Source organism: Microbacterium sp. AZCO, from assembly GCF_039614715.1.
Classification (GTDB): Bacteria; Actinomycetota; Actinomycetes; order Actinomycetales; family Microbacteriaceae; genus Microbacterium.
The window spans coordinates 4,087,621-4,113,345 of the sequence record NZ_CP154857.1 but is presented as its reverse complement, the minus strand read 5'-3'; the positions used below and the strand labels follow the sequence as shown (position 1 = coordinate 4,113,345).

At 70.8% G+C, this 25,725-nt stretch carries 24 protein-coding genes and 1 pseudogene; 15 read left to right on the top strand and 10 right to left on the bottom strand.

Annotated elements, in window-relative coordinates:
* Window positions 1-121 precede the first annotated feature (121 nt).
* Complete coding sequence (gene xylA / locus AAIB33_RS18650; protein WP_345801453.1) at window positions 122-1,309, bottom strand: xylose isomerase; 1,188 nt, start codon at window positions 1,307-1,309, stop codon at window positions 122-124.
* Window positions 1,310-1,464: 155 nt separating this feature from the next.
* On the opposite strand from xylA, the gene AAIB33_RS18645 reads away from it, so the two are divergent.
* Complete coding sequence (locus tag AAIB33_RS18645; RefSeq protein ID WP_345801452.1) at window positions 1,465-2,640, top strand: ROK family transcriptional regulator; 1,176 nt, start codon at window positions 1,465-1,467, stop codon at window positions 2,638-2,640.
* 75 nt (window positions 2,641-2,715) lie between these two features.
* Here the strand turns inward: AAIB33_RS18645 and AAIB33_RS18640 are convergent, their stop codons facing one another.
* Window positions 2,716-3,711, bottom strand: a complete 996-nt coding sequence (locus AAIB33_RS18640) for a LacI family DNA-binding transcriptional regulator (RefSeq protein WP_345801451.1) — start codon at window positions 3,709-3,711, stop codon at window positions 2,716-2,718.
* A gap of 174 nt (window positions 3,712-3,885) precedes the next feature.
* Between AAIB33_RS18640 and AAIB33_RS18635 the strand changes: the two genes are divergently transcribed.
* From AAIB33_RS18635 to AAIB33_RS18605, 7 genes and pseudogenes are all read left to right on the top strand, one after another.
* The gene (locus AAIB33_RS18635) at window positions 3,886-5,175 is read left to right on the top strand and encodes an extracellular solute-binding protein (protein WP_345801450.1); all 1,290 of its coding nucleotides are present in this window, start codon (window positions 3,886-3,888) and stop codon (window positions 5,173-5,175) included.
* Between the two features lie 11 nt (window positions 5,176-5,186).
* Entirely contained in the window at window positions 5,187-6,212 is a 1,026-nt protein-coding gene (locus tag AAIB33_RS18630) for a sugar ABC transporter permease (protein ID WP_345801449.1), read from the top strand.
* 50 nt (window positions 6,213-6,262) lie between these two features.
* Window positions 6,263-7,078 (top strand): carbohydrate ABC transporter permease, encoded by an 816-nt coding sequence (locus tag AAIB33_RS18625; RefSeq protein ID WP_345803467.1) that lies wholly within the window; start codon window positions 6,263-6,265, stop codon window positions 7,076-7,078.
* Window positions 7,075-9,375 (top strand): glycoside hydrolase family 3 N-terminal domain-containing protein, encoded by a 2,301-nt coding sequence (locus AAIB33_RS18620; RefSeq protein ID WP_345801448.1) that lies wholly within the window; start codon window positions 7,075-7,077, stop codon window positions 9,373-9,375. Before AAIB33_RS18625 ends, AAIB33_RS18620 begins: the two co-directional genes overlap by 4 nt.
* A 141-nt stretch (window positions 9,376-9,516) precedes the next feature.
* On the top strand, window positions 9,517-10,914 hold the full coding sequence (locus AAIB33_RS18615) for an aspartate aminotransferase family protein (RefSeq protein ID WP_345801447.1): 1,398 nt from the start codon (window positions 9,517-9,519) through the stop codon (window positions 10,912-10,914).
* 49 nt (window positions 10,915-10,963) lie between these two features.
* A pseudogene (locus AAIB33_RS18610) lies at window positions 10,964-11,605 on the top strand (NADPH-dependent F420 reductase); the annotation flags it as partial.
* 19 nt (window positions 11,606-11,624) lie between these two features.
* Window positions 11,625-11,990, top strand: a complete 366-nt coding sequence (locus AAIB33_RS18605; protein ID WP_345801446.1) for a hypothetical protein — start codon at window positions 11,625-11,627, stop codon at window positions 11,988-11,990.
* A gap of 9 nt (window positions 11,991-11,999) precedes the next feature.
* Here AAIB33_RS18605 and AAIB33_RS18600 read toward each other — a convergent pair whose 3' ends face one another.
* Together AAIB33_RS18600 and AAIB33_RS18595 are read right to left on the bottom strand one after the other, a co-directional pair.
* Window positions 12,000-12,320 carry an ATP-dependent DNA ligase gene (locus tag AAIB33_RS18600; protein WP_345801445.1) on the bottom strand — a complete coding sequence of 107 codons (321 nt, stop codon included), beginning with the start codon at window positions 12,318-12,320 and terminating at the stop codon, window positions 12,000-12,002.
* Window positions 12,321-12,347: 27 nt separating this feature from the next.
* A complete protein-coding gene (locus AAIB33_RS18595) occupies window positions 12,348-12,926 on the bottom strand; it encodes a helix-turn-helix domain-containing protein (RefSeq protein ID WP_345801444.1) in 579 nt (192 codons plus the stop codon).
* A gap of 54 nt (window positions 12,927-12,980) precedes the next feature.
* On the opposite strand from AAIB33_RS18595, the gene AAIB33_RS18590 reads away from it, so the two are divergent.
* Window positions 12,981-14,054, top strand: coding sequence for an SDR family NAD(P)-dependent oxidoreductase (locus tag AAIB33_RS18590; protein WP_345801443.1), 1,074 nt, complete (start codon window positions 12,981-12,983; stop codon window positions 14,052-14,054).
* 51 nt (window positions 14,055-14,105) lie between these two features.
* On the opposite strand, the gene AAIB33_RS18585 is transcribed toward AAIB33_RS18590, so the two are convergent.
* Window positions 14,106-15,665 (bottom strand): SLC13 family permease, encoded by a 1,560-nt coding sequence (locus tag AAIB33_RS18585; RefSeq protein ID WP_345801442.1) that lies wholly within the window; start codon window positions 15,663-15,665, stop codon window positions 14,106-14,108.
* 170 nt (window positions 15,666-15,835) lie between these two features.
* On the opposite strand from AAIB33_RS18585, the gene AAIB33_RS18580 reads away from it, so the two are divergent.
* On the top strand, window positions 15,836-17,272 hold the full coding sequence (locus AAIB33_RS18580) for an FAD-dependent oxidoreductase (protein WP_345801441.1): 1,437 nt from the start codon (window positions 15,836-15,838) through the stop codon (window positions 17,270-17,272).
* The gene (locus AAIB33_RS18575) at window positions 17,269-17,649 is read left to right on the top strand and encodes a cupin domain-containing protein (RefSeq protein ID WP_345801440.1); all 381 of its coding nucleotides are present in this window, start codon (window positions 17,269-17,271) and stop codon (window positions 17,647-17,649) included. The genes AAIB33_RS18580 and AAIB33_RS18575 overlap by 4 nt, the downstream gene beginning before the upstream one ends.
* A 6-nt stretch (window positions 17,650-17,655) precedes the next feature.
* Here AAIB33_RS18575 and AAIB33_RS18570 read toward each other — a convergent pair whose 3' ends face one another.
* Window positions 17,656-19,299, bottom strand: coding sequence for a PucR family transcriptional regulator (locus AAIB33_RS18570; RefSeq protein ID WP_345801439.1), 1,644 nt, complete (start codon window positions 19,297-19,299; stop codon window positions 17,656-17,658).
* A 113-nt stretch (window positions 19,300-19,412) separates the two neighbouring features.
* Here AAIB33_RS18570 and AAIB33_RS18565 point away from each other — a divergent pair, with 113 nt between their 5' ends.
* The 4 genes from AAIB33_RS18565 to AAIB33_RS18550 all read left to right on the top strand — a co-directional run bounded on the left by AAIB33_RS18565 (window position 19,413) and on the right by AAIB33_RS18550 (window position 23,307).
* On the top strand, window positions 19,413-20,789 hold the full coding sequence (locus AAIB33_RS18565; RefSeq protein WP_345801438.1) for an aspartate aminotransferase family protein: 1,377 nt from the start codon (window positions 19,413-19,415) through the stop codon (window positions 20,787-20,789).
* 246 nt (window positions 20,790-21,035) lie between these two features.
* Window positions 21,036-21,404: a PadR family transcriptional regulator gene (locus AAIB33_RS18560; RefSeq protein ID WP_345801437.1), complete on the top strand. Its 369-nt coding sequence runs from the start codon at window positions 21,036-21,038 to the stop codon at window positions 21,402-21,404.
* Window positions 21,401-22,903 carry a permease prefix domain 1-containing protein gene (locus tag AAIB33_RS18555; RefSeq protein ID WP_345801436.1) on the top strand — a complete coding sequence of 501 codons (1,503 nt, stop codon included), beginning with the start codon at window positions 21,401-21,403 and terminating at the stop codon, window positions 22,901-22,903. The genes AAIB33_RS18560 and AAIB33_RS18555 overlap by 4 nt, the downstream gene beginning before the upstream one ends.
* Before the next feature lie 77 nt (window positions 22,904-22,980).
* Window positions 22,981-23,307, top strand: a complete 327-nt coding sequence (locus AAIB33_RS18550) for a hypothetical protein (RefSeq protein WP_345801435.1) — start codon at window positions 22,981-22,983, stop codon at window positions 23,305-23,307.
* Between the two features lie 6 nt (window positions 23,308-23,313).
* Here AAIB33_RS18550 and AAIB33_RS18545 read toward each other — a convergent pair whose 3' ends face one another.
* From AAIB33_RS18545 to AAIB33_RS18530, 4 genes are read right to left on the bottom strand one after another with little or no spacing between them, the layout of a single operon-like run.
* Window positions 23,314-23,670 carry a PRC-barrel domain-containing protein gene (locus tag AAIB33_RS18545; protein ID WP_345801434.1) on the bottom strand — a complete coding sequence of 119 codons (357 nt, stop codon included), beginning with the start codon at window positions 23,668-23,670 and terminating at the stop codon, window positions 23,314-23,316.
* On the bottom strand, window positions 23,657-24,073 hold the full coding sequence (locus AAIB33_RS18540) for a hypothetical protein (RefSeq protein WP_345801433.1): 417 nt from the start codon (window positions 24,071-24,073) through the stop codon (window positions 23,657-23,659). The genes AAIB33_RS18545 and AAIB33_RS18540 overlap by 14 nt, the downstream gene beginning before the upstream one ends.
* The gene (locus AAIB33_RS18535) at window positions 24,070-25,299 is read right to left on the bottom strand and encodes a divalent metal cation transporter (protein WP_345801432.1); all 1,230 of its coding nucleotides are present in this window, start codon (window positions 25,297-25,299) and stop codon (window positions 24,070-24,072) included. The genes AAIB33_RS18540 and AAIB33_RS18535 overlap by 4 nt, the downstream gene beginning before the upstream one ends.
* Window positions 25,296-25,724 carry a hypothetical protein gene (locus AAIB33_RS18530; protein ID WP_345801431.1) on the bottom strand — a complete coding sequence of 143 codons (429 nt, stop codon included), beginning with the start codon at window positions 25,722-25,724 and terminating at the stop codon, window positions 25,296-25,298. The genes AAIB33_RS18535 and AAIB33_RS18530 overlap by 4 nt, the downstream gene beginning before the upstream one ends.
* Between the last annotated feature and the right edge of the window lies 1 nt (window position 25,725).

Here is a 25,725-nt window from a genome sequence, read left to right as displayed (position 1 = left end):
TTCCACCGCTGAACGCCTTGCATAGAGCGGAAAGTGGGACATGCACCGCCGAGCCGGCATGGGAACGGGATGCCGCGGCCCACGCGCAAGGCGGGGGCGCGGCATCCCGAACCGTCGTCTGTCAGCGGGCGCCGAGCAGGTGCTCGGTCGCGAGCTGCTGCAGGCGCACGAAGCCGAAGCCCTTGCCGCCGAGGTAGACGCTGGGGTCGAAGTCCTCGTAGGCCGAGCGGTCGGCGAGGAAGTCGTCGTACGTCTCACCCTCGTTGAGCGTCGGCTGCGAGAGCTCCGGCACGCGGGCGGCCTCGAGCGCCTCCTGCACCTCGGGGTCGGCGCGGAAGGCCGCGGCGCGCTCCTTGAGCAGGAGGTACGTGCGCATGTTCGCGGCGGCCGAGTCCCAGACGCCGGTCTCGTCCTCGGTGCGGCTCGGCTTGTAGTCGAAGTGACGGGGGCCGTCGTACGCGGGGACGCCGCCGGGGCCGCCGTTCTCGAGCAGGTCGACCAGCGCGAACGCGTTGTGCAGGTCGCCGTGGCCGAAGACGAGGTCCTGGTCGTACTTGATGCCGCGCTGACCGTTGAGGTCGATGTGGAAGAGCTTGCCGTGGTAGAGCGCCTGGGCGATGCCGGCGGCGAAGTTCAGGCCCGCCATCTGCTCGTGGCCGACCTCGGGGTTGAGGCCGACGAGCTCGGGGCGCTCGAGCGAGTCGATGAAGGCGATCGCGTGGCCGAGCGTCGGGAGCAGGATGTCGCCGCGGGGCTCGTTCGGCTTGGGCTCGATGGCGAAGCGGATGTCGTAGCCCTTGTCGGTCACGTAGTCGCCGAGGAGGTTCACGGCCTCGCGGTAGCGCTCGAGCGCCGCGCGGATGTCCTTGGCCGAGTCGTACTCGGCGCCCTCGCGGCCGCCCCACATGACGAACGTCTTGGCGCCGAGCTCGGCACCGAGGTCGAGCTGGCGGAAGACCTTGCGGAGGGCGAAGCGACGCACCTGACGGTCGTTCGAGGTGAATCCGCCGTCCTTGAAGACGGGTGCCGAGAAGAGGTTGGTCGTGACCATCGGGACGATCAGGCCGGTGTCGGCGAGCGCGCCCTTCAGGCGGTCGATCTGCGTCTGGCGCTCGGCGTCGGTCGAGCCGAAGGCGAACAGGTCGTCGTCGTGGAAGGTCAGGCCGTAGGCGCCGAGCTCCGCGAGCTTCTCGACAGCGTGGACGACGTCGAGCGCGGGCCGCGTCGGGCCGCCGAACGGGTCGGTGCCGTTGTAGCCGATGGTCCAGAGACCGAACGAGAACTTGTCGGCGCGGGTGGGGGTGGGCATGGCGCTCCTTTGCGAACGACCGTGGGTGAATTGTTGTCAGAGACAACGTATAGCAGAAGGGATGCGGTGTCCAGCCGTTCGTCGAGGCATTGGATTTTCGTCACCTGCCCCAACAAATCCCCGATGAATCAGCCCCGATCTCATAGGGTGGGGGCGTGACCGACAACGGGGGCTCCATCGAGGGCGTGCGTCAGCGCAACCTCGCGCGCCTCCTCCGGCTCGTCCACCTCGACGGCCCCCAGTCGCGTGCGGCCCTCACCGAGACGACCGGGCTCAACCGGTCCACGATCGCCGACCTCGTCGGCGAGCTCGTGCGCCGCGGCCTGGTCGAGGAGCGCGCGCCCGACCCCTCGCGCCGGGTCGGCCGGCCGTCGCCCGTCGTCGCCCCCGCATCCTCGGTCGTCGCGATCGCGGCGAACCCCGAGGTCGACGCGCTCGAGATCGCCGCCGTCGGCCTCGACCGCGGCATCCCGGTGCGTGAGCGCATCGAGGTGACCCACCTGCTCACGCCGGAGAAGACGGCCGAGCTCATCGCCTCCACGATCGCGGCGTGGCGGGAAGGCGCGCTCGCCGACGCGCGCATCGCCGCCGCGGGCGTCGCCGTCCCCGGACTCGTCCGCGCGTCGGACGGGCTCGTGCGCAACGCGCCCCACCTGCGCTGGCGGGACGAGCCGCTGCGCGACCTCGTCGCCGAGGCGACGGGACTTCCCACCGTCATCGGCAACGACGCCACCTACGGCACGATGGCGGAGCACCTGTTCGGTGCCGCGCGAGGCCTCGATGACGTCGTCTACCTCAACGGCGGCGCGAGCGGCATCGGCGGCGGCCTCATCGTGAACGGCGCACCGGTGGCCGGCGCGGGCGGCTACGCCGGCGAGTTCGGGCAGAACCGTCCCGGCATCGCCGCGGAGGTCGACCGACGCGCCCACGACGGCGTGCTCGAAGACGAGGTCAGCCGCGCCCGCCTCCTGAGCGTCGCCCGGCTCACCACCGCCGACGACGCCACGCTCGCGACCGCCCTGAAGGAGTCGTCGAGCCCCGAGGCCGCCGAGGAGCTCGCACGGCAGCGTCGCATCCTCGCGACCGCCCTCGCGAACGCCGTGAACGTGCTCAACCCGTCCGCCGTCGTGCTCGGCGGATTCCTCGCGACGATCGCCGAGCACGACCCCGACGAGCTGCGCGAGCTCGTCGCCCGCCAGGCGATGTCGGCGAACGTCGAGGAGCTCGAGATCCGCTCCGCCGAGCTCGCACAGGATCGGCTGCTCATCGGCGCCGCCGAGGCGGCCTTCGACGAGCTGCTGCGCGACCCCGCCGGCGTCGAGCCCGCCTGAACCGGCGGCATCTCACGGCGGGGCTGCGCCCCCGCGACCCCGCCGGCGTCGAGCCGGCCTGAGCCGGCGAAGGGCTCAGCGCGGCGGTGCCGTCGTCCCCCGCGGAACGAGCCGCGTCGGCAGGGTCAGGTGGGTCGCCGGCGGCGTCTCCCCCTGCATCAGCGCCAGGAGCAGGCGCGCGGCCTCGGCGCCGAGCGTCTGCATCGGCTGGCGGACGGTCGAGAGCGCCGGCGTCGCCTTGGACGCCTCGGGCACGTCGTCGAAGCCGATCACCGACAGATCGTTCGGGATGTCGAGCCCGAGCTCACCGGCCACCTTGACGATCTCGATCGCGGAGATGTCGTTGGCGGCGAAGATCGCCGTGGGTCGATCCGAGCGCTCGAGCATCTCGAGGGCGGCGACGCGGACGGCATCCTGCCGGTAGCTGCCCGACCCGACGAGGTGAGGATCGACGGCGATGCCCGCGTCCGCGAGCGCCCGGCGGTAGCCGGCATCCCGCGCGATCGACGACCGCAGATCGGGTCGACCCGCGATGAAGCCGATGCGGCTGTGGCCCAGGTCGATGAGGTGACGCGTCGCCTGCAGCGCACCGCCGAAGCTGTCCGCCTCGACCGTCGGAAGGTCGGCCGGACCCGTGTGCGGATCGATCGCGACGAGCGGCACCTCGGTGCCGACGTTGACGACGGTCGGCGTCACCATGATGGCGCCGTCGATGAGGGTGCCGCTGAGGCGCGAGAGCGAGCGCCGCTCCCAGCCCTCGGCGGTGCCGTGGGTGCCCGAATAGGCGAGCAGGTCGTAGGCGGAGTCGCGCAGCGCCTGCCCCACGCCCTTGAGGATCTCGGCGCTGAACGGCTCGAAATCCGCGACGAGCACGCCGATGACACCCGTCGTGCGCGAGCGCATGCTGCTCGCGATGAGGCTGGATTCGTAGCCCATCTCGGCCACGACGGCGAGCACGTGATCGACGGTCTCGCTCGCGACTCCGTAGCGGCCGTTCACCGCCTTGGAGACGGTGGAGACGGAGACGCCGGCGGCTTCGGCGACGTCGGTGATGGTGGGTCGGCGCTTCATGATCTCGAAAGCATAACGTCATAGAAACCGTTTTCGAAAACGTTTGACATTCGATTTGTTGTGCGCACAGACTTTTCCTGCTCGGACTGATCCGAGAGTGCGCGACATCCGAACATCGCGCCACCACCGCACCCCGGAGCAGAGGTGCTCCTCGAAGAAGAGAACGGGAATCACATGAAGGGCAAGAGGATCCTCGCCGGTTCCGCCGCACTCGTGGTCGGCGCTATGGCGCTGGCCGGCTGCAGCGCCGGCGGATCGAGCGGCAACAGCGACGGCAAGGTCGAGATGACCCTGTGGCAGAACTCCACGACGGGCCCCGGCCAGCAGTTCTGGAAGGACGCCATCGCCGCGTTCGAGAAGGAGAACCCGAACGTCACCATCAAGATGCAGTCGATCCAGAACGAGGACCTGGACGGAAAGCTGCAGACGTCGCTGAACGCCGGCGACCCGCCGGACATCTTCCTTCAGCGCGGCGGCGGCAAGATGGCCGCGATGGTGCAGGCCGGCCAGCTCATGGACCTCACCGGCAAGATCGAGGGCGAGGCCAAGGAGCACATCTCGGCGGGTTCGCTCAAGGGCACGAGCTACCAGGACAAGGTGTGGGCGATGCCCCTCTCCGTGCTTCCGGGCGGCATCTTCTACAGCCAGGACCTCTACAACGCGGCCGGCGTCACCGAGACCCCGACGACGATCGACGAGCTCGTCGCCGCGAACGACAAGCTCAAGGCGACCGGCGTCGCCCCCCTCGCGCTCGGCGCGAAGGACGCGTGGCCGGCAGCCCACTGGTTCTACTGGTTCGCCCTGCGCGAGTGCGCCCCCAAGACCATGGAGGAGACAGGCGACTCGAAGGACTTCAGCGACCCGTGCTGGCTCAAGGCGGCCGAGGATCTGGACGCCTTCGCCAAGACCAAGCCGTTCAACGACGGCTTCCTCACCACCTCCGCACAGCAGGGCGCCGGCAGCTCGGCCGGCCTCGTCGCCAACCACAAGGCCGGCGGCGAGCTGATGGGCGCGTGGGACCCGGGTGTGATCGCCTCGCTCACGCCGGACGAGAAGCCTCTCCCCGATCTCGCGTGGTACCCCTTCCCCGAGGTGAAGGGCGGCAAGGGTGAGCCGGGCTCGATCATGGGCGGCATCGACGGGTACTCGTGCTCGGCGAAGGCTCCCAAGGAGTGCGTGGACTTCCTCAACTTCGTCGCGAGCGACGCGCAGCAGACGGCCTACTACAAGGCGTACAACTCGCCGCCCGTCAACGAAGAGGCCCAGAAGGCCGTCACCGAGCCCTACCTGAAGCAGATCCTCGAGGCCTACAACAAGGCTCCGTTCGTCTCGCAGTGGCTCGACACGGTGCTCGGCCAGAGCGTCGGCAACGCCCTCAACGTGGCCGTCGTATCGATGCTCTCCGGTCAGAGCACGCCCCAGCAGATGATCGACGAGGCCAGCAAGGCCGGAGCCAAGGGCTAGGAACACCTCTCATGCAGACAAGCGAGACCCCGAAGACGGACGATCGCCCGGAGACGGATCTCGCGCAGCGTTCCGGGGGCGGCGGCGTCACACCGCCGTCCTCGGCATCGCGGCGCCGCCGACCCCGAGGACTCGGCTGGAAGGGCCGACTGGAGATCGCGGTCCTCGCCGGCCCGGCGATGCTCGTCTTCATCGGGTTCGTCATCTTCCCCGTGATCATGGCGGCGTACTACGGCTTCTTCAACTGGCACGGCTACGGGCCGGCGACCGACTTCATCGGGCTGAAGAACTACGTCACGATCCTGACCGACCCGGACTTCCAGGAAGCACTCGGTCACAACGCCTTCATCGTCGTCACGTCGATCCTCATCCAGGGCCCGATCGCCCTGCTGCTCGCCCTCCTCCTCAACCGCAAGATGCGCGGGCAGTCCGTCATCCGCGTGCTCATCTTCGTGCCCTACGTCATCGCAGAGGTCGTCGTGGGAACGGGATTCAGCCTGCTCCTGGCCACGAACGGCGGCCTGAACGGGGTGCTGGAGAAGTGGGGCCTGAACGGTCTCGTCCACGACTGGCTCGCCGACCCGAGCATCGCGATCTGGACGCTCGTCGCGATCCTCACCTGGAAGTACGTCGGGTTCGCGGTCATCCTCTTCCTCGCCGGCCTCCAGGGCATCCCGGACGAGCTCTACGAGGCGGCGGCGATCGACGGCGCCACCTACTGGCAGATCCAGCGCAGGATCACGATCCCGCTGCTCGGCCCCACCCTGCGCATCTGGGCGTTCCTGTCGATCATCGGCGCCCTGCAGCTGTTCGACCTGGTCTACATCATCTGGGGCCAGTACGTCGCTCCCATCGCGGGGACCTCCACGATGGCGACGTACATGGTCGCCAACGGTCGCAACGCCGGCAACTTCGGCTACGGCAACGCCGTCGCGGTCGTCATCTTCGTCATCTCCCTCATCGTCGCCCTGATCTACCAGCGCTTCGTGCTGCGCCGCGACACCGCCGGCGCGCTCACCGAAAGGAACGCCCGATGACCACCGCCGCACTGGCGACCATTGAGCTGCCGCCGCCCCGACGCCAGCGCATGCGGCGCGCGACACCCGCCGTCTGGTTCGTCGCGCTCGTCGTGATCGCGCTGATGCTCGGGCCCGTCATCTACATCATCCTCGGCGGGTTCCGCTCGAACTCCCAGATCACGACGGATCCCGGCGGTCTCCCCGACCCGTGGGTCTTCACGAACTACCTGGACGTGCTCACGGGCGGCGTCTTCTGGCAGCTCGTGCTCAACTCGACGATCGTCGGGATCGCCACGACGGCGGGCGTCATCATCCTCGGCCTCATGGCGAGCTATGTGCTCGCGCGCTACAAGTTCCGCGGACGGGGCGCCCTGTACGCCCTGTTCGCGGCCGGGCTCATGTTCCCGATCACCGTCGCGATCACCCCGCTCTACATCGTCGTGCGCGACATCGGGCTCATCAACTCGCTCGGGGGCGTCATCCTGCCCCAGATCGCGTTCGCACTGCCGACGACGATCATCATCCTGGTGCCGTTCCTCCGCGCGATTCCGGACGAGATCGAAGAGGCCGCCTTCATCGACGGCTGCAGCCGGCTGGGCTTCTTCTGGCGGATGGTGCTCCCCCTCGCCGTCCCGGGAGTCATCACCGTCGGCATCCTGGCCTTCATCGCGAGCTGGAACAGCTATCTCCTCCCCCTGTTCCTCCTCAACGACAACGCCAACTTCACCCTGCCGCTGGGCGTCCAGGCGTTCTCGTCGCAGTACTCCCAGGACACGGCGAAGGTGCTCGCGTTCACCTCGCTCTCGATGATCCCGGCGCTCGCGTTCTTCAGCCTCTTCGAGCGGCGCATCGTCGGCGGTCTCACGGGGGCGGTCAAGGGATGAGCGACATCGGACTCCCGCCGGTCTCCGAGCGGGTGCGGGCTCTCCACGCCCGGATGACGCTGGACGAGAAGCTCGCGCAGCTGGTCGGCTACTGGGTCGACCAGGGTGACGAGGTCGTGGCCCCCATGGCCGGGGAGATGGTCACCTCCACCAGGTACGAGGATGCCGTCGCCCACGGCATCGGGCACCTCACCCGCGTCTACGGCACCCGGCCCGTCGAGCCGGTCGAACGCGCCGCCTGGCTGTGGGGCGAGCAGCGGCGTCTCCGCGAGGAGACCCGGCTCGGCATCCCGGCCCTCGTGCACGAGGAGTGCCTGACGGGACTCGCCGCGTGGAAGGCGGCAACCTTCCCCACGCCGCTCGCGTGGGGCGCGTCGTTCGACCCCGCCCTCGTCGAGGAGGTCGGACGCCTCATCGGCGGGTCGATGCGGGAGCTCGGCATCCATCAGGGGCTCGCACCCGTGCTCGACGTCATACGCGACCCCCGCTGGGGACGCGTCGACGAGTGCATCTCGGAGGATCCGTACGTCGTCGGAACGATCGGCACGGCCTACGTGCGGGGGCTTCAGGATGCCGGCATCCACGCGACCCTCAAGCACTTCGCGGGCTACTCGGCGTCACAGGCGGGGCGCAACCACGCGCCCGTGCACGCAGGCCCGCGCGAGCTCGCCGACGTGCTGCTGCCGCCGTTCGAGATGGCCATCCGCGACGGCGGGGTGCGCTCGGTCATGAACTCCTACGCCGAGATCGACGGCGTGCCCGTCGCGGCCTCGGAGGAGCTGCTCACCGAGGTGCTGCGCGAGCGGTGGGGCTTCGACGGCGTCGTGGTCTCGGACTACTTCTCCGTCGCGTTCCTCCACACGATGCACGCCGTCGCGGCCGACCTCGGCGAGGCCGCGGCGCTCGCGCTGGCCGCCGGCATCGACGTCGAGCTGCCGACCGGCGACGCGTTCGCCGAGCCGCTGGCCGCGGCCGTCCGCGAGGGCCGGGTCGAGGAGGCGCTCATCGACCGCGCCGTCCTGCGCGTGCTCGCCGAGAAGGAGGAGCTCGGGCTCCTCGACGAGCGCTTCGCCGAGCCGCCCACCGAGATCGATCTGGACTCCCCCGCGCATCGGGAGCTCGCGCGCCGGCTCGCGGGCGAGTCGGTCGTCCTCCTCGCCAACGACGGACTGCTCCCCCTCGGACCCCGCGCGGGAGCGCGCATCGCCGTCGTCGGCCCGAACGCCGACTCGTCCGAGGCCCTCATGGGCTGCTACTCGTTCGTGAACCATGTGCTCGCGCACCATCCCGAGGTGCCCCTCGGGATCGAGCTGCCGAGCCTCGCGGACGCGCTTCGCACCGAGCTGCCGGATGCCGCCATCGAGGTGGTGACGGGCTGCGATGTCGAGGGCGCCGACGAGAGCGGCATCCCGGCGGCGGCCGCGACAGCAGCGGGCGCCGACGTCGCGATCGTCGTCGTGGGCGACCGCGCGGGGCTCTTCGGCCGCGGCACGGTGGGCGAGGGCAACGATGTCGACGACCTTGAGCTGCCCGGCGTCCAGCGCCGCCTCGTCGAAGCGGTCGTCGCGACCGGCACCCCGACGGTGCTGGTGGTGCTCTCCGGGCGGCCGTACGCGATCGGCTGGGCGCTCGACGGCCGGTCGGCGCCCGCCGCCGTCCTGCAGGCCTTCTTCCCCGGCGAGGAGGGCGGTGCCGCCATCGCCGAGATCCTGTCGGGGCGTGCCGCTCCCTCGGGACGGCTCCCGGTCTCGCTGCCGCGCTCGGCGGGGGCGCAGCCGTTCAGCTACCTGCATCCCATCCTCGGCGGACCCTCCGAGATCACGAGCGCCGACAGCACACCGGCACTGCCCTTCGGACACGGCCTGACCTACACGACGTTCGAGCGTGCCGCGCTGAGGGCACCGGCGGAGTCCCCGACGGGTGCCGCGTTCACGGTGTCGGTCGAGGTCCGCAACACGGGCGACCGGGCGGGCGTCGACGTCGTGCAGCTCTACGCCCGCGACGTGTACGCGAGCGTCACTCGTCCGGTCGCGCAGCTCGTGGGCTACGCGCGGGTCGAGCTGGAGCCCGGGGCGGGCGCGAGCGTGGAGTTCGCGGTGCCCTCCGCGCGGCTCGCCTTCACCGACCGGCGCGGCGTCCGGATCGTCGAGCCCGGCGACATCGAGCTGTGGGTCGGTGCCTCGTGCGACGTCCGCGAGACCGAGGCCACGATCCGGCTCACGGGCGCCGTGCACGAGGTGACCGCCGCCGACGGCCGGCTGGTCGGCGTCACCGTGTCGGACGCCGTGCGCGCCTGACGACGCCTCAACGCGACCTCCGCGCGGCCCGACGACCTGTCGGGCCGCGCGGCGTTGTCCGGTCATTCCGGCGCCGCCCGCGCCTGGTCGCGGCCGCGGGGCGGGGATAGTGTCGAGGCACACCGCCCGGGAGGTCCACCCATGTCGATCGACACCGCCCTCGTCCGCGACCAGCAGGCGCTGCAGGAGAAGGCCCGCGACCACCTCTGGATGCACTTCGCGCGCCAGTCGGTCATGACGGAGGGCGACGGCGTCCCCATCATCGTGCGCGGCGAGGGGCATCACATCTGGGATGCCTCGGGCAAGCGCTACATCGACGGGCTGTCGGGCCTCTTCGTGGTCAACGCCGGACACGGTCGCCGGCGCCTCGCCGAAGCGGCCGCGCGCCAAGCGGAGGAGCTCGCGTTCTTCCCCATCTGGTCCTACGCGCACCCGTCCGCGATCGAGCTCGCCGACCGTCTGGCCGCCTACGCTCCCGGCGACCTCAACCGCGTCTTCTTCTCGACGGGCGGAGGCGAGGCGGTCGAGACGGCGTTCAAGCTCGCCAAGCAGTACTGGAAGCTCCAGGGCCGGCCCACGAAGCACAAGGTCATCTCGCGCGCCATCGCCTACCACGGCACACCGCAGGGGGCGCTGGCGATCACCGGCCTCCCCGCGATGAAGGAGATGTTCGAGCCCGTCACACCCGGCGGGTTCCGCGTGCCGAACACGAACTACTACCGCGCCGCCGAGATGGGCTTCCGGGGCACCGAGGAGGAGTTCGGCCGCTGGGCCGCCGACCGGATCGAGGAGATGATCCTCTTCGAAGGTCCCGAAACGGTGGCGGCGGTCTTCCTCGAGCCCGTGCAGAACTCGGGTGGATGCTTCCCCCCGCCGCCCGGCTACTTCCCTCGCGTCCGCGAGATCTGCGACAAATACGACGTGCTGCTCGTGAGCGACGAGGTCATCTGCGCGTTCGGCCGCATCGGCGAGTGGTTCGCGTGCGACGCGTACGGCTACGTGCCCGACATGATCACGTGCGCGAAGGCCATGACGAGCGGCTACTCGCCCATCGGCGCGACGATCGTGAGCGACCGCATCCACGAGCCGTTCGCGCACGGGCACGTGAGCTTCCCGCACGGCTACACGTTCGCGGGGCATCCGGTGTCGGCCGCCGTCGCACTCGAGAACCTCGACATCTTCGAAGAGGAGGGGCTCAACGAGCGCGTGCGCGAGAACTCGCCCCTCTTCCGGTCGGCCCTCGAGCGCCTGAACGACCTCCCGATCGTCGGCGATGTGCGCGGCGACGGGTACTTCTTCGGCATCGAGCTCGTGAAGGACAAGGCGACGCGCGAGACGTTCGACGACGCCGAGTCCGAGCGACTGCTGCGCGGCTTCCTCTCCAAGGCGCTGTTCGACGCGGGCCTCTACTGCCGCGCGGACGACCGTGGCGACCCGGTCATCCAGCTCGCACCGCCGCTCACGACCGGACCGGCGGAGTTCGACGAGATCGAGCAGATCCTCCGGGGCGTCCTGACCGAGGCCTGGTCGCGGCTCTGACGCGACTCGCGGCGTAACGCGGAATACCCGCCACGGTCAGACGTTCCACCCCCGCATGACCACTGTGGGAATCATCGGAGCAGGACACATCGGATCGGCCGTCGCGCGCGGCCTCGTCGACCGCGGCTATGACGTCGTGATCGCCAACTCGCGCGGGCCCGAGTCGCTCTCGGGCCTCGTCGACGAGCTCGGCCCGAAGGCGACGGCCGGAACGTCGACCGAGGCGGCGGCCGCGGGAGAGTGGGTGGTCGTGACCGTGCCGCTCAAGGCGTACCGCGACATCCCCGTCGAGGAGCTCGCCGGCAAGATCGTGCTCGACACCAACAACTACTACTGGGAGCGCGACGGCCACATCGCCGAGCTCGACGAGAAGAAGGCCACGACGAGCGGTCTCCTGCAGGAGCACCTCCCCTCGTCCAAGGTCGCGAAGGCCTTCAACCACATCCAGGCCCTGCAGATCAACACCGACGGCACGCCCGCCGGCACGCCGGACCGCCGCGCCCTCGCGACGGCGAGCGATTTCGATGAGGCATCCACCCTCGTGACGGAGCTCTACGACGAGTTCGGCTTCGACACCGTCAACGTCGGGCCGCTCGCAGAGAGCTGGCGCGTGGAACGCGATCAGCCCGCCTACGTCGTCCGTCAGAACAAGGAAGAACTCGTCGAGAACCTGACGCGCGCCCAGCGCTGAGCGGGATTAGGGTGGCCGCATGGGCACGATCTACTACGGCGGCTCCGCGACCCCCATCCACATCGAGGACCGTGCCCTGGCGCATCTGAAGGTCGTCATCGCGACCAAGCTGCGCCGGGGCGAGGCCTTCACCGTGTCGTGGCGCCACCCCGACGATCAGCCTCGCGGACGCAGCACGATCTGGCTGCATCCGTCGATTCCGCTGCGGTTCGTCTTCGACGACCCGGAGCCGACGGAGCTCAGCCGCGATTGGATCGAGGAGCTGGCGAACTCGGCCAACTCGTCGGGGGGCATCATGCTCGTCCCCGAGCACCTCGAGACGGGTCCCATCCCGATCGTCGACGCCTCGCCGCAGGTGGTCGAGGTCAGCGACTCCGAGGACTGACCGACGCGCTCATGATTCGTCGGGGCCGCCGCTCGGCTCTTCGGGCTCGGGAACGATCTGCAGCCCGCTGGGCCCGGAAGCCGCCTGCATGAGGTCCTCGATCCAGAGGCGGTTGATGCGCGGCGGACGGCTGCCGAAGAAGTGGAACTGGAGCGGCACCGACGGGTGGATCCAGAAGCTGCGGCGACCGCTGCCGTCGCCCACCTCGACGTCGAACATGAAGCCTTCGGAGCGTCTCAGCTTGTTCATCACCACGATGCGCAGGTGCGCGAGCGTCCGGTCGTCGATGTCGACCGAGTTCGCCATCGTGTCGTAGATGAACCGCCCCATTGACGTTCTCCTTCCTCAGTTCGGAGGCTACCGCGAATCCGTCGCCCGGAAGGCATTATGCACGAGCCGCCGCGCGCGCGCCGCGACCGCTGCCCGGCCCTCGGTCGGAGTGCGGGAGATGACGACCGCGACCATCTCGGTGGCGACCAGGACGTCATCGACGTCGAAGTGCGGCTCCCCACTCGTGCTCGCCGGCTGCCGCTCGAGCAGCAGCTCGACCGTCTCGCGGTAGCGCGCGCCGATGTGGTGGACGCGCGGATCGGCCGGGTCGGCGGTCACCAGCTCGATGAAGGCCGTCGAGACGACGGCCTGATCGGCGACGAGGTCGAGGAAGTCATCGACGGTGTTCGCCGGGTCGGACGCGAAGGCCTCGAGGTCGGCGATGTTCTCCTCGAAGACCGCGACGGCGAGCGCCGTGCGATCGGGGAAGTGCCGGTAGAGGCTGCCCTGGCCGACGCCGGCGCGCTTGGCGACCTGGCTGAACGGAGCGCTCAGCCCCGCCTCGGCGTAGACCTCGCGGGCGGCGGCGATGAGGGCCCGGCGGTTCTCGGGTCCGGCGGCCGGTCCGCGATTGACGCGAAGGGACGGTTCCACGACGTTGGGCACGGGTATAACCTAGTACCGGACAATGCTGTCCGGTATGCAGAAAGGACCCGAACCATGGCTACCACCACGCCGCTCACCGGCGACTCCTCCATTTCGACCTGGCTGGCCGACCCCGTCGGCGGCGCCATCCTGACCGATCTGCTCGCTCAGGGCGGCCAGTCTCCCGACGTCTTCCGCCCCGTGAGCAAGCTCGCCATCAAGCGCCTGGTGAAGATGAGCCGCGGCGCGTTCACGCAGGAGATGCTCGACGACCTCGTCGCGCGCGCCGCCTCGGGCGACGTGCCCGCCGGCGCGTCTCCGGCCACCGCTGGCGCCGCGGCCCCCGAGCCTGCGGCCGACGGGGAGTCCGATGCGGTGACGCTGCGGGAGTGGACGGAGCGCCTCGACCAGGGCCGCTTCACCGGCCAGACCGTCATCGTCACCGGAGCCGGCTCCGGCATCGGCCGCGCCACCGCCTCCCGCGTCGCCCGCGAGGGCGGCCGCGTCGTCGCGGTCGACGTCAGCAGGGACCGCCTCGACGAGTTCGCCGCCGAGCACCCCGGGGCCGACGTCGTGCCGATCGTCGCCGACATCACCGACGACGCGGGCGTCGCCGCGATCGTCGAGGCCGCGGGCGACACGATCGACGGCCTCGCCAACATCGCCGGGATCATGGACGACATGACGCCCGTCGGCGAGCTCAGCGACGCCGTGTGGGAGCGCGTCATGCGCGTCAACGTCACCGGCACGATGAAGCTCATGCGCGCCGTCATCCCCGCGATGCTCGCGCAGGGCGGCGGCTCGATCGTCAACACCGCATCCGAGGCGGCCCTCCGCGGCTCCGCCGCCGGCGCCGCATACACGGCCTCCAAGCACGCCGTCGTCGGCCTGACGAAGTCGACGGCCTTCATGTACGCGCCGAACGGCATCCGCGTCAACGCGGTCGCCCCCGGCCCCACCATCACGAACATCGAGGCGAGCTTCGCGTCGCCGCTCGGCGCACAGCGGGTGCAGGGCGCCATGGCGATCCTCCCCGAGCCCGCGGAGGCGGAGGCGCTCGCGGCATCCATCACCTTCCTCCTGAGCGACGACGGCGTGAACGTCACGGGTGTCGTGCTCGCGAGCGACGGAGGCTGGTCCGCCACCTGACGCACACCCCCGCCCCGCCCCTTCGTCTCGCGACGAGGGGCGGGGCGAAGGTCAGAACGGCCAGATGAGCGGGACGTAGAAGACGCCGACGACGAGGAAGAACAGGGCGAGCGGCAGGCCCAGCTTCCAGTAGTCGCCGAAACGGTAGCCGGCGGGCTCCATGACCATGAGGTTCGCGGGCGTCGCGACGGGCGTGAGGAATGCCGCCGCCGCGACGACGGCGAGCGCCATGAGGAACGGCAGCGGCGAGACTCCCAGCGTTGCCGCGAGCGACAGCGCGATGGGCGCGACGATGAGCACCGTCGCCGAGTTGCTGATGAGCTGGCCGAGCACGAGCGTCAGGAGGCACAGCACGAGGAGCGCCACCGACGGACCGGCATCGCCGATGAGCCGCAGCAGCCCGTTCGCGAGGAGGTCGGCCGCGCCCGTCTTCGTGAAGGCCGTCGACAGCGGGATCATGCCGGCGATCAGCACGATCGTCGTCCACGAGATCGACTGGTACGCCTGCTCGACGCGCACGACCCGCAGCAGCACGAGCACGCACGCCGCGAGCAGCGCCGCGACGGCCGGCGGCACGACGCCCGTCGCGAGCAGCACGATCATGCCGGCGACCACCCAGAGCGTGCGCTTCGCCCCCTTGCCGAGCGGCACGGCGCGCCGCAGCTCCTGCGGCGAATGCACGGGCAGCACGCCCTGATCCTCAGCGTGACGGGCGAGGTCGTCCCATCGGCCCTGCATGAGCAGGGCGTCGCCCGCCTGCACGACGATGTCGCCCTTCAGGAGCGTCTCGCCGCGGCGTGCGGCGAGCACGACCAGATCGCCCGTCGGCGTCGCCATGCCGGGGAAGATCTTCTCGCCGATCAGCGGCGAGCGCGGGGCGACGACGACCTCGGTCACGCCGTTCTTCGGGCCGACGAGGAGCGAGGTCTCGAGGCTCAGCGAGTACTGCTGACGGAGGATGCGCGCGTGCCGCACGAGGTCCATCGGCATCGCGGCGCCCTCCCGCCGGGGCAGGAGCCGGTGCGAGAAGAGCGTGAGATACAGCACGGTCCCGATGACGAGCGGGATGCCGACGAGCGCGAACTCGAAGTACCCGAACTCCCGGCCCGCGCTCGTGACGGCGAACTCCGACACGATGATGTTCACCGGGGTGCCGGTCAGGAGCAGCATCGACCCCGCGCTCCCCGCGAAGGCGAGGGGCATGAGCAGGTGCGACGGCACGATCTCGGCGCGCGCCGCGACGACCACGACGAGCGGGAGCATCGCGGCGACGGCGCCGTTGACGCTGATGACCGCCGCAACCACGGCGACGAGCAGGCCGACGACGAGCAGCAGCGTACGGCGCTTCGTACCTGCGCGGGCGATGACCTTCTGTCCCGCCCACGCGGTGATGCCGGTCGCGTCGAGCGCCTCGCTCACGACGAAGAGGCCCGCGATGAAGAGGACGGTGGGATCCCCGAACCCTGCGAGCGCCTCCGTGAGCGTCAGCACGCCCGTGAAGAAGAGCGCGAGCGACACCCCGATCGCGACGATGCCGAGCGGCACGCGGTTCGTGACGAACGCGATGACCGCCAGGACGAGGATCACCAGGGTCGCGACGATGGGGTCCACGAGGCTCAGCGTAGCCACGAGGCGTCGGACAGAGTGTCGGGCGCGCACAGGCCGGCCGAGGGATCGTCCGTTTCGGGGATGCGGGATTGCCGACCTCGCCGTATGGCCGATTGACTGGCGGGACGGGCAGGACTGCCCGACCACCGACACAGCACAAGGAAGTGATAGCCGTGGGCACCACGGTCTTCGAACGGCACCGACCCCCGGCATCCCTCGTCCGCGAGAGTCTGGCAGGCTCCCGACACTCCGTCTTCTGGCTCGACGACCTGCCGCAGCAGCCGGCGCGGCCGACCCTCGCGGGGTCGCACACGGCCGACCTCGTCATCGTCGGCGGCGGCTACACGGGGCTCTGGACGGCGCTCCTGGCGAAGCGGCGCGACCCCGGCCGCCGTGTCGCGATCGTCGAGGCGCGCACCGTCGGGTGGGCCGCCTCGGGCCGCAACGGCGGATTCTGCGAATCGAGCCTCACCCACGGGCGCGAGAACGGCGTGAGCCGCTGGCCGGACGAGATCGACGTGCTGGAGCGGCTCGGGCACGAGAACCTCGACGGCATCGAGGCGGACGTCGCCGCGTGGGGTCTCGACGCGGACTTCGAGCGCACCGGGACCCTGTCGGTCGCGACCGAGCCCCACCAGCTCGAGTGGCTCGACGAGTGGGCGGCCGAGGCGCAGGCTCGCGGCGAGGACGTCCGGCGGCTCGACGAGCCGGCGATCCAGGCATCCGTCGCCTCTCCGACCTATCTCGGGGCCGTGTGGGACACGCGCGCCGCCGCTCTCGTGCACCCCGCGAAGCTCGCGGCGGAGCTCGCCCGCGCCGCCGAGCAGCAGGGCGTCGAGATCTTCGAGCACTCGCTCGTGAAGCGCATCGACACGTCGGAGCAGGGGCGCGTGCGGGTCGTGACGGCGGATGGAGACATCGCGGCCGACAAGGCCGCTCTCGCGACGAACGTCTTCCCCTCGCTGCTGCGGCGCAACCGGCTCATGACGGTGCCCGTGTACGACTACGCGCTCATGACCGAGCCCCTCGACGCGGATCAGCTCGACGAGATCGGCTGGCGCGACCGGCAGGGCATCAGCGACCTCGCCAACCAGTTCCACTACTACCGGCTCAGCGCCGACGACCGCATCCTCTTCGGCGGCTACGCCGCCCTGTACCACTGGGGCCGACGCGTGCGGCCGGGCTACGAGAACAACCCGCGCGTCTGGAACGACCTCGCGAGCCACTTCTTCACGACGTTCCCGCAGCTCGAGGGCCTCGGCTTCACGCACCGCTGGGCCGGCGCGATCGACACCTCGACCCGGTTCTGCGCCTTCTACGGAGTCGCTCGCGAGGGGCGCGTGGCATACGCCTCGGGGTTCACGGGGCTCGGCGTCGGCTCGACGCGTTTCGCCGGCGACGTCATGCTCGACTTCCTCGAGGGCCGCGAGACCGAGCGCACGCAGCTGAAGATGGTGCGCGAGCGCGGCCTGCCCTTCCCACCCGAGCCCGCCGCCTCGATCGGCATCCAGGCCACGCGCTGGTCGCTCGATCGCGCCGACCACGACCGGGGTCGCCGCAACGTCCTGCTCAAGACGCTCGACGCCCTCGGATTGGGCTTCGACTCGTGACGCCCGCGCCGGGAGGGAGCGCGGATGCGGCAGGCCCCGCGCTGACCCCGGGAGCCAGGGTGGATGCCGCGGCGCTCGCGCTCGCGCACGAGCCGGTGTCCGCAGAGCAGACGGTCGCCGGCGCTCCGTCGACGGGATGGGCGTCGCTCGACGATGCCGCCGGCATCGGCGTGTGGGAGATGACCCCGGGGACGATGCGCGACGTCGAATCCGATGAGGTCTTCGTCGTGCTCACGGGCGCCGCGACGGTCGAGTTCGAGGAGCCCCCACTGCCGGCCATCGAGCTGCGGGCGGGCGCCGTGGTGCGGCTGGCCGCGGGCATGCGCACCGTCTGGACGGTGCGCGAGACGCTGCGGAAGGTCTACGTCGAAGGCTGAGCCCCATCAGCGGCCCGCGGAGCGACGGACGAGGAGAGCGAGATGCAGCGCCGTCTGGGTCTCGCCGTCGTCCAGGTCGACGCCGAGGAGCTCCTGGATGAGCGCGAGGCGCTGGTAGAACACCGAGCGCGACAGATGCGAGGCGGATGCCGCGGCCGTGCGATTGCCGGGATGCCTCAGCATCGCGCCCAGCACGTCGAGCAGGTCGCCGCCGCGCGCGAGGTCGTGGTCGATGAGCGGCGCCAGCATCCGCTCGCCGTGATCGAGCAGGCGGTGGTCGTCGCGGAGCGTCGTCACGAGGCGCACGAGCGGGCGCTGCTCGGCGCGGCGCACCTGCGGTCCGCGGGCGCGGCCGGCGCTGCGGCCGCGCGCGAGGTCGATCGCCTCCTGCAGCGAGACGAGCCCGGCCTCGAGGCCCTCGGCGGCCGAGCCGATCGACAGCGTGAGAGCGGGCTCCCCCGGCGCGAACCCGCGCAGGAACGCGAGCGCCGCGGCATCGTCGAAGGGCGTGCGCGGCGGGAGCGACACGAGCACCGCGACGGCGGGCGCGTCCACGACGGCAGGCCCCGATCCGGCGAGCGCGCGGCCGCCGAGCGCGCGAGCCGCGGCATCCATCGACTCCGCCGCCGTGGGCGGCAGACCCGGACCCGACACGACGACGCCGAAGACCTGCTGCCCCTCGAGGGGGAGCCCCGCGGCTTCGACGCGTGCGGCGGCACCGCTGACCGCGGCGTAGCGACCGGCGAGCAGGCCGTCGACGAGGCGGCGTCGGCCGATGCGCGCCCATTCGTCGGTCGGGCCGTCGGCGAGTCGGCCGAGGGCGAGGGCGATCGCTCCCTGTTCGAGCACGCCGGCGCGTCCGGCGGGATGGTCGGGACCGGGGAGGGCGATGAGGTGCCCCCAGCGGATGCCGCGCGCCTCGACCGGCACGATGAGCCAGTCGTCGGCCCGGCGCGGCACAGGAACGAGGTGCTGCCGGTGGGCTGCGCGCGAGCGCACCTCCCACCGCGTGAAGAGCTCCTCCTCCGTGGCGGGCGGCACCTCGGCGGCGACGACCTCGTGGGCGAGGTTCTCCAGGACGACGGGCGAGCCGAGCGTCTGCGCCAGCTGATGCACGATGAAGTCGGCCGGCGAGCCGCGGAGCGCGAGGGCCGTGAAACGCTCGCGCACCTCGTCGCGGGCGCGGAGGGCGGCGGTCTGCTCGGAGATGATGCGGCTGTGCACGGCCTCGGTGAGGGCGACGAACTTGAGCTCGCGGTGCAGCACGACGAACGCGAGGCCGTGCGTGCGGGCGGCGGCGACGATGATCGCCGGCGCATATCGGTAATGCGTGCCGAGCTCGAGGACGAGCCCCGCGATCCCCGCCGACACGAGTGCCTCGACGAAGGCCTCGAGGTCGTGCGGCTCGGAGGGCCAGCCCGACCCGGTCGACAGCAGCAGCTCGCCGCCGTCGAGCAGCCGGGCGACGCCCGGACTGTCGGACGTGTGCACCCACCGCACTCGGGCGTCGAGGGCGCCCTCGCCCACGAGCACCTCGGGCACGCCGGTCAGGAAGGCGTCGAGCTGCAGCACCTCCCGGACGGTGGGAAGACTGTCGTGACCGGTCGGACGTTCCGTCTGGATCACTTGCACTTCGCGACGATCAGCCATCGGGTTGGCCTCTTCTGCTCTGTCACACTGGGATTTCGCACAGCCTAGACGATGCCGGTCGATCTGTCCGACGCTCGTCCACATGCACTCCGTTCCGACAACGACGAGGGACCATGACCGACACACTCACGCGCAGCGCCGCCCTTCCCGACCTCGACGGCGATGCCCGCGTCCGCGCCGACGACCGCGCGCACGTCTTCCACTCGTGGAGCGCGCAGGCGCTGATCGATCCGATGCCGGTCGCGGCGGGCGAGGGGTCCACGTTCTGGGACTACGCCGGCAACGCCTACCTCGACTTTTCGTCGCAGCTCGTGAACCTCAACCTCGGGCATCAGCATCCCGACCTCGTCTCGGCCATCCAGCGGCAGGCGGGCCGGCTCGCGACGATCCAGCCGTCGATGGCCAGCGACGTGCGCGGCGAGCTCGCCCGGCGCATCGCCGGGGTCGCGCCCGACGGCTTCGAGAAGGTCTTCTTCACGAACGGGGGCGCCGACGCGAACGAGAACGCCGTGCGCATGGCGCGCGCGGTCACCGGCCGGCGGAAGGTGCTCTCGGCCTACCGCAGCTACCACGGCAACACCACGACGGCCATCTCGCTGACCGGCGACCCCCGGCGCTGGGCGAACGAGCCCGGCGACGGATCGGTCGCCCACTTCTTCGGCCCCTACCCCTACCGCTCGGCGTTCCACGCGACGACCCCCGAGGACGAGGCGCAGCGCGCGCTCGAGCACCTCGAGCAGGTCATCGTGCTCGAGGGGGCGTCGACGATCGCGGCGATCGTGCTCGAGACGATCGTCGGGACGAACGGCGTGCTCGTGCCGCCGCCGGTCTACCTCGCGGGCGTCCGGGCGCTGTGCGACAAGTACGGCATCGTATGGATCGCAGACGAGGTCATGGTCGGCTTCGGACGCGTCGGCGAGTGGTTCGCGTTCCAGGCCTTCGACGCCGCGCCCGACCTCATCACCTTCGCGAAGGGGGTCAACTCGGGATACGTCCCGCTCGGCGGCGTCGTCATCTCCGACCGGATCGCGGCGCACTTCGACACCGTCTCGTTCCCCGGCGGCCTCACCTACTCGGGCCACCCGCTCGCGTGCGCGGCCGGCGTCGCGACGTTCGAGGTGTTCGAGCGCGACGGCATCCTCGAGCGCGTGCGCGACCTCGGCCCCCGCGTCGTCGAGCCCGCGCTGCAGCGCATGAAGGAGCGGCATCCCTCGGTCGGAGACGTGCGCGGACTCGGGCTCTTCTGGGCGATCGAGCTCGTGCGCGACCGCGAGACGCGCGAGCCGCTCGTCGCGTTCAACGCGAGCGGAGCGGATGCCGCGCCCGTCGCCGCCGTCGCCGCGGCGTGCAAGAAGGGCGGCGTATGGCCGTTCACGCACTTCAACCGCGTGCACGTCGCGCCTCCTCTCGTGATCACGGAGGACGAGCTCGTGCGCGGCCTCGACGTGATCGACCGCGCGCTCGACGCGGCCGACGACGCGATCGCCTGATCACCCCGGGAGGAGATGGCGCTCCGGGAGGATGCCGGAGCGCAGCATCCACCTCCCGAGACGCCATCCCCTCCGATCGCGCACGCTCTCCCGCCGACCCCGATCGGACGAGACCCTAGGGTCTCGCCGAGTGCATACGTCGTCGACGCCGGGAACGTGTGGTCTCGACGACTCCCTAGGGTCTCGTCGCGAGAGGTGGGGAGTGATACCTTGTGGTTCTAGGTACATAGAACTGCGAGGTATCGGATGCGCATCGGCAAGGACCTCGTCGCGGCGACCGCGACACCGCTCGTGCTCGGCATCCTCGCCGAGGGCGAGTCGTACGGGTATGCGATCCTGCGGCGGATCGGTGAGCTGTCCGGGGGCGAGCTGGAGTGGAGCGACGGGATGCTGTACCCGCTGCTGCACCGCCTGGAGCGTCTCGGGCACGTGGAGTCGACCTGGGGCTCGGCGCCCAACGGCCGGCCGCGCAAGCACTACCGGCTGAGCAGCTCGGGCGAGGCCGCGTTCAGCGAGCAGCGGCAGCAGTGGGCGGTCGTCAGCCGCACGCTGCAGCAGGTGTGGCGCGACCGCGGCGACCCGCGATCGGCGATCCCGCTCGGAGGCCTCGCGTGACCCCCGCCGGGCCGGAGCCCGCACACCGGCATGACGCTGCGCCCGGCGCCGGACGGAGGGCCGAACCCCCTGCAAACGCCGGCACCGCCCCGGATGCCGGCACCGCCCCGGATGCCGGCACCGAGCCGGATGCCGGCACCGCGCCGGATTCCGGCGTCGAGGGGCAGATCGAGCAGTGGCGGCGCTACGTGTCGCGCAGCGACGCCATCTCCGCCGGCGACACGCGTGAGCTCGAGGGGCATCTCCGCGACCAGATCGACGGGCTCGAGGCATCCGGCCTCTCGCCTGACGAGGCGTTCCTCATCGCCGTGCGCCGGATGGGCCGGCTCGACGACCTGTCGCGAGAGTTCGCGCGCGAGCACTCCGAGCGACTGTGGAAGCAGCTCGTCGTCGGGGACACGGCCGCCGCCACCCGCCCGGCCGGCGGGCTCGGCCTCGCGGTCGGGCTCGCCGTCGCGGCGGCCGTCGCGGTGAAGGTCCCGGCGCTGTTCGGTGTGACCGTGGCCCAGGATCCGGGCTTGTACGCCCTCAACCTCGCACTGCTCGTGCTGCCGTTCCTCGCGGCGTACTTCCTCGTCCGCCGTCGCGCGAGCGTCGCGACGGTCGTGGGCGTCGGGGTGCCGTTCGTGGGAGCGGCCGTGCTGCTCAACACCTACCCCTTCGCCCCCGACGGCGCGACGATGATGCTGGCCGCGCTCCACGCCGCCGTCGCGCTGTGGCTCGTGACCGGCATCGCCTACACCGCGGGCGACTGGCGGTCGGAGCGCGCACGCATGGACTTCATCCGCTTCACGGGCGAGTGGTTCATCTACCTCGTGCTCATCGGCCTGGGCGGCGGCGTGCTGGCCGCGCTCACGGTGGGCGTCTTCGGCGCGATCGGGCTCGATGCGGCCTGGTTCGTCGAGGCGTGGCTCGTGCCGTGCGGCTTCGCCGGTGCTGTCGTGATCGCGGGGTGGCTCGTCGAGGCGAAGCAGAGCGTCATCGAGAACATCGCGCCCGTGCTGACGAAGCTCTTCACGCCGCTGTTCACGCTCCTGCTGCTCGCGCTGATCGTCGCGGGCCTCGTGCAGCTCGCTCGGGGCGAGGGCTCCGTCGCCGACCGCGACCTCCTCATCATCTTCGACGTCGTGCTCGTGGTCGTGCTCGGCCTGCTGCTCTACTCGGTGTCGGCGCGCGATGCGACGGAGCCGCCCGGGTGGTTCGAGCGGCTGCAGCTGCTCATGCTCGTCGCGGCGCTCGTCGTCGACATCCTCGTCCTGATCGCGATGGTGAGCCGCATCAGCGAATTCGGCGCGAGCCCCAACAAGCTCGCGTCGCTGGGGCTCAATCTCATCCTGCTCGTGAACCTCTCCGGCGCGGCCTGGCTCCAGTGGCGCTTCCTCTCCGGCGCGGCCGCGTTCGGGCGGGTGGAGCGGTGGCAGACGGCCTACGTCCCGGTGTACCTCGCCTGGGCGGCGATCGTCGTCGTGGTCTTCCCGCCGGCGTTCGGGTTCGTCTGAGCGGCTTTCTATGAGAAGTCGATGAGGCTCGGCCCGGACAGTCCTTCCTCACGGCACCGGGGGCCTACCGTCGGCACATGGGCATGATCTATTACGGTGGGTCTACCGCTCCCATCCAGATGGAAGACAGAGCCCTCGCCCAACTGAAAGTCGTCATCTCGACCAAGCTGCGGCGCGGCGAGGCTTTCACGCTCTCGTGGCGGCACGCGGCCGAGGAACCCGACGGTCGCTCCACCATCTGGCTGCATCCGTCGATCCCGCTGCGGTTCGTGTTCGAGCATCCTGATCCCACAGAACTGGACCGTGCGTGGATCGAGGAGCTCGCCACGTCGGCGAACTCGTCGTCGGGCATCGTGCTCGTGACCGAGCACCTCACCGAGGACCGAGTCGCGTCCCTCGTCTGACCCCGCTCACGACGACGATCGGTCGATGGGCTGACGAGCGTCGAGGGGGATGAACGGCACGGGCACGCCCAGGCGCACCTCCCCGTGCGCGATCTGCTCGACGCACTCCCACGGCACGATCCGCGATCCCCGGTGCATCCGCGTGATGATCGCATTGATGACCGCGGGTGCGTTGACGCGCCCGCGCTCGTAGCCGTAGAACGACAGCCGGCTGCGGGGGCTCACGATGAGGGCGACGAGCTCGAGCTCGCCCTCGCGGGCACCGCGCCGCGCGCCGCGGCGGAAACGCACATCCACGACGGTGCCGAGCTGCTCGCCGTCGACTGAGCGGACCCGGGATCCGAGAAGGTCACTCAGGAGCATGACGGCCTCCCGGGATGCGTCCGATGATGCGATCGCGCACCCAGCGCTCGAACCACGTCGCCTCGAGATCGTCGGCCTTCGCCGTGAGGTCGATCGCGGAGCCCAAGCGGGCCACGACGTCCCACGACAGCCGCTCCCAGCGCGACCGCGGCACGTGGCCGCCGAAGATCCGCGGAAGGAGCACGGTGCCCACGAGCACCGCGACGACGACGGGCGGGTGCTCGGCATCCCACCCCTCCTCCCCCTCGAGACCGCCGAGCTCGACGTCGTCGACGGTGCTGACGGGCACGCCGTCGCGGTCGAGGATCTGGCGATCGAGGAGGTGCAGCCGGGCGTCGACGGCGCGGCCGCCCACGTCGCGGTACCACTCGAGCGGATGCTGCGGTTCTCGTGCGCGTGTCATGAGCCCATCCCCGAGACGATGAGGAGCGGGGTCGCCGCGACCGCGGCGACGAGGATGATGACGAGGAAGACGACGCCGAGCGCGTTGCGCACGCGCCCGTTGACCCGCTCGCCCATGTAGTCCGGGTCGTTCGCGACGACGAGGATCGGAAAGTACGTGAGCGGCAGCGCGACCGCCGAGAAGACGACCGAGAGCTCGGTCACGGCGACGGGATCGACACCCGTGAGCAGGATGCCTCCGCCGATGAGGAGGCACACGATCATCGCCAGGTGGAACCGCGCCGCCTGGGACGGCCGGCGGAACTTGCCCCAGCTCCAGCCGAAGAACTGCGCGAGCGTGTAACCGCTCGACAGGGTCGTCTCGAGGGCCGCGCCGAACGTCGCCGCGAGGATGCCGACGATCGCGAAGGCGAGTGCGAGCTGACCGCCCGCCTGGGAGACGGGCAGCACGATCTGGGACAGCGTCTCGACCTCGATCGACTGCGGCATGAGCACGACCGCTGCGCACGCGGCAATCGCGATGGAGAGGATGCCGCCGAGCGGGAAGCCGATGAAGACGTTGGCGCGCTCGGTCCCGAGGTCCTTCTCGGTCCAGTTCTCCTCGAGTGCGCCCGAGGAGAAGAAGAACACCTCGTACGGCGTCATCGCCGCGCCGAACAGGGCGACGGCGAAGTACCAGTACGACAGCGGGTTCTCGCTCCCGATGCTCCACGGCTGCACGACGTCGGTCGCGAGGGCGCCCCAGTCGGGCTTGAGCAGGAAGAGCGCCACGACGAAGACGATGAGCGCGAGGCCGAGGAGGCCCGCGACGTTCTCCATGATCGAGAACTTCACGCGCCACAGCACGATCCACACCCCGAACAGGGCGACCGGGATCCACATCGCCGGCCCCACCCCGGCCGCGAGCTGCAGCGCGAGCGCGATGCCGCCGATCTCGGCCGTCACGGTGAGGAGATTGATGAGGAACGAGGCGACGAGGTTCGCGAGTCCGGCCTTGGGCCCGAGCCGCTCGCGGATGATCTCGAACGTCGCGCGCCCGCCGACGGCCGCGACGCGGCCGGCCATGTCGGCGTAGAGGCAGATGCCCGCGACCCCGATGAGCACGACCCAGACGAGGCTGAGCCCGAACCGCGACCCGACGACGGAGTTCGTGACCAGGTCGCCGATGTCGACGAAGCCGCCGATGGCGGTGAGGATGCCGAGCGCGACGGCGAAGATCCGCTTCATCCGGCCTGCCCCAGCTTCTCGAGCGTGTCGGCAGCGTCCTCCAGACGGTGCTCGGCGTCGGATACTCCGCGCGCGGCGGCCTGCACGGCGTCGAGCGATGCCAGGCTCGCGTCGAGCAGGTCGGTGCGGTAGGCGGCATCCTCCGCGTCGGCCGGCCGGTGCAGGGCGACCTCTCTCGTGAGGTCCCCGAGCTTGGCCTCCATGTCGCCGAGGAGGGCGGTCGTCGTGGTGGAGAAGATGCGGCCGTCGTTCTGCTGGTCGACCCCGAGGAGCGCCGAGCGCGTGTAGCTCAGCGCGGACTGCGAGAGCTTCACGAGGGCGGGGTCGGGCGAGGGGGTCGGCGCACAGCCGGCGAGCAGGAGCGCGGCGAGGAGCCCGCCGGCGAGTGCGGTGCGGGTCCGGCTGGGCGAGCGCCGGCGGGACACC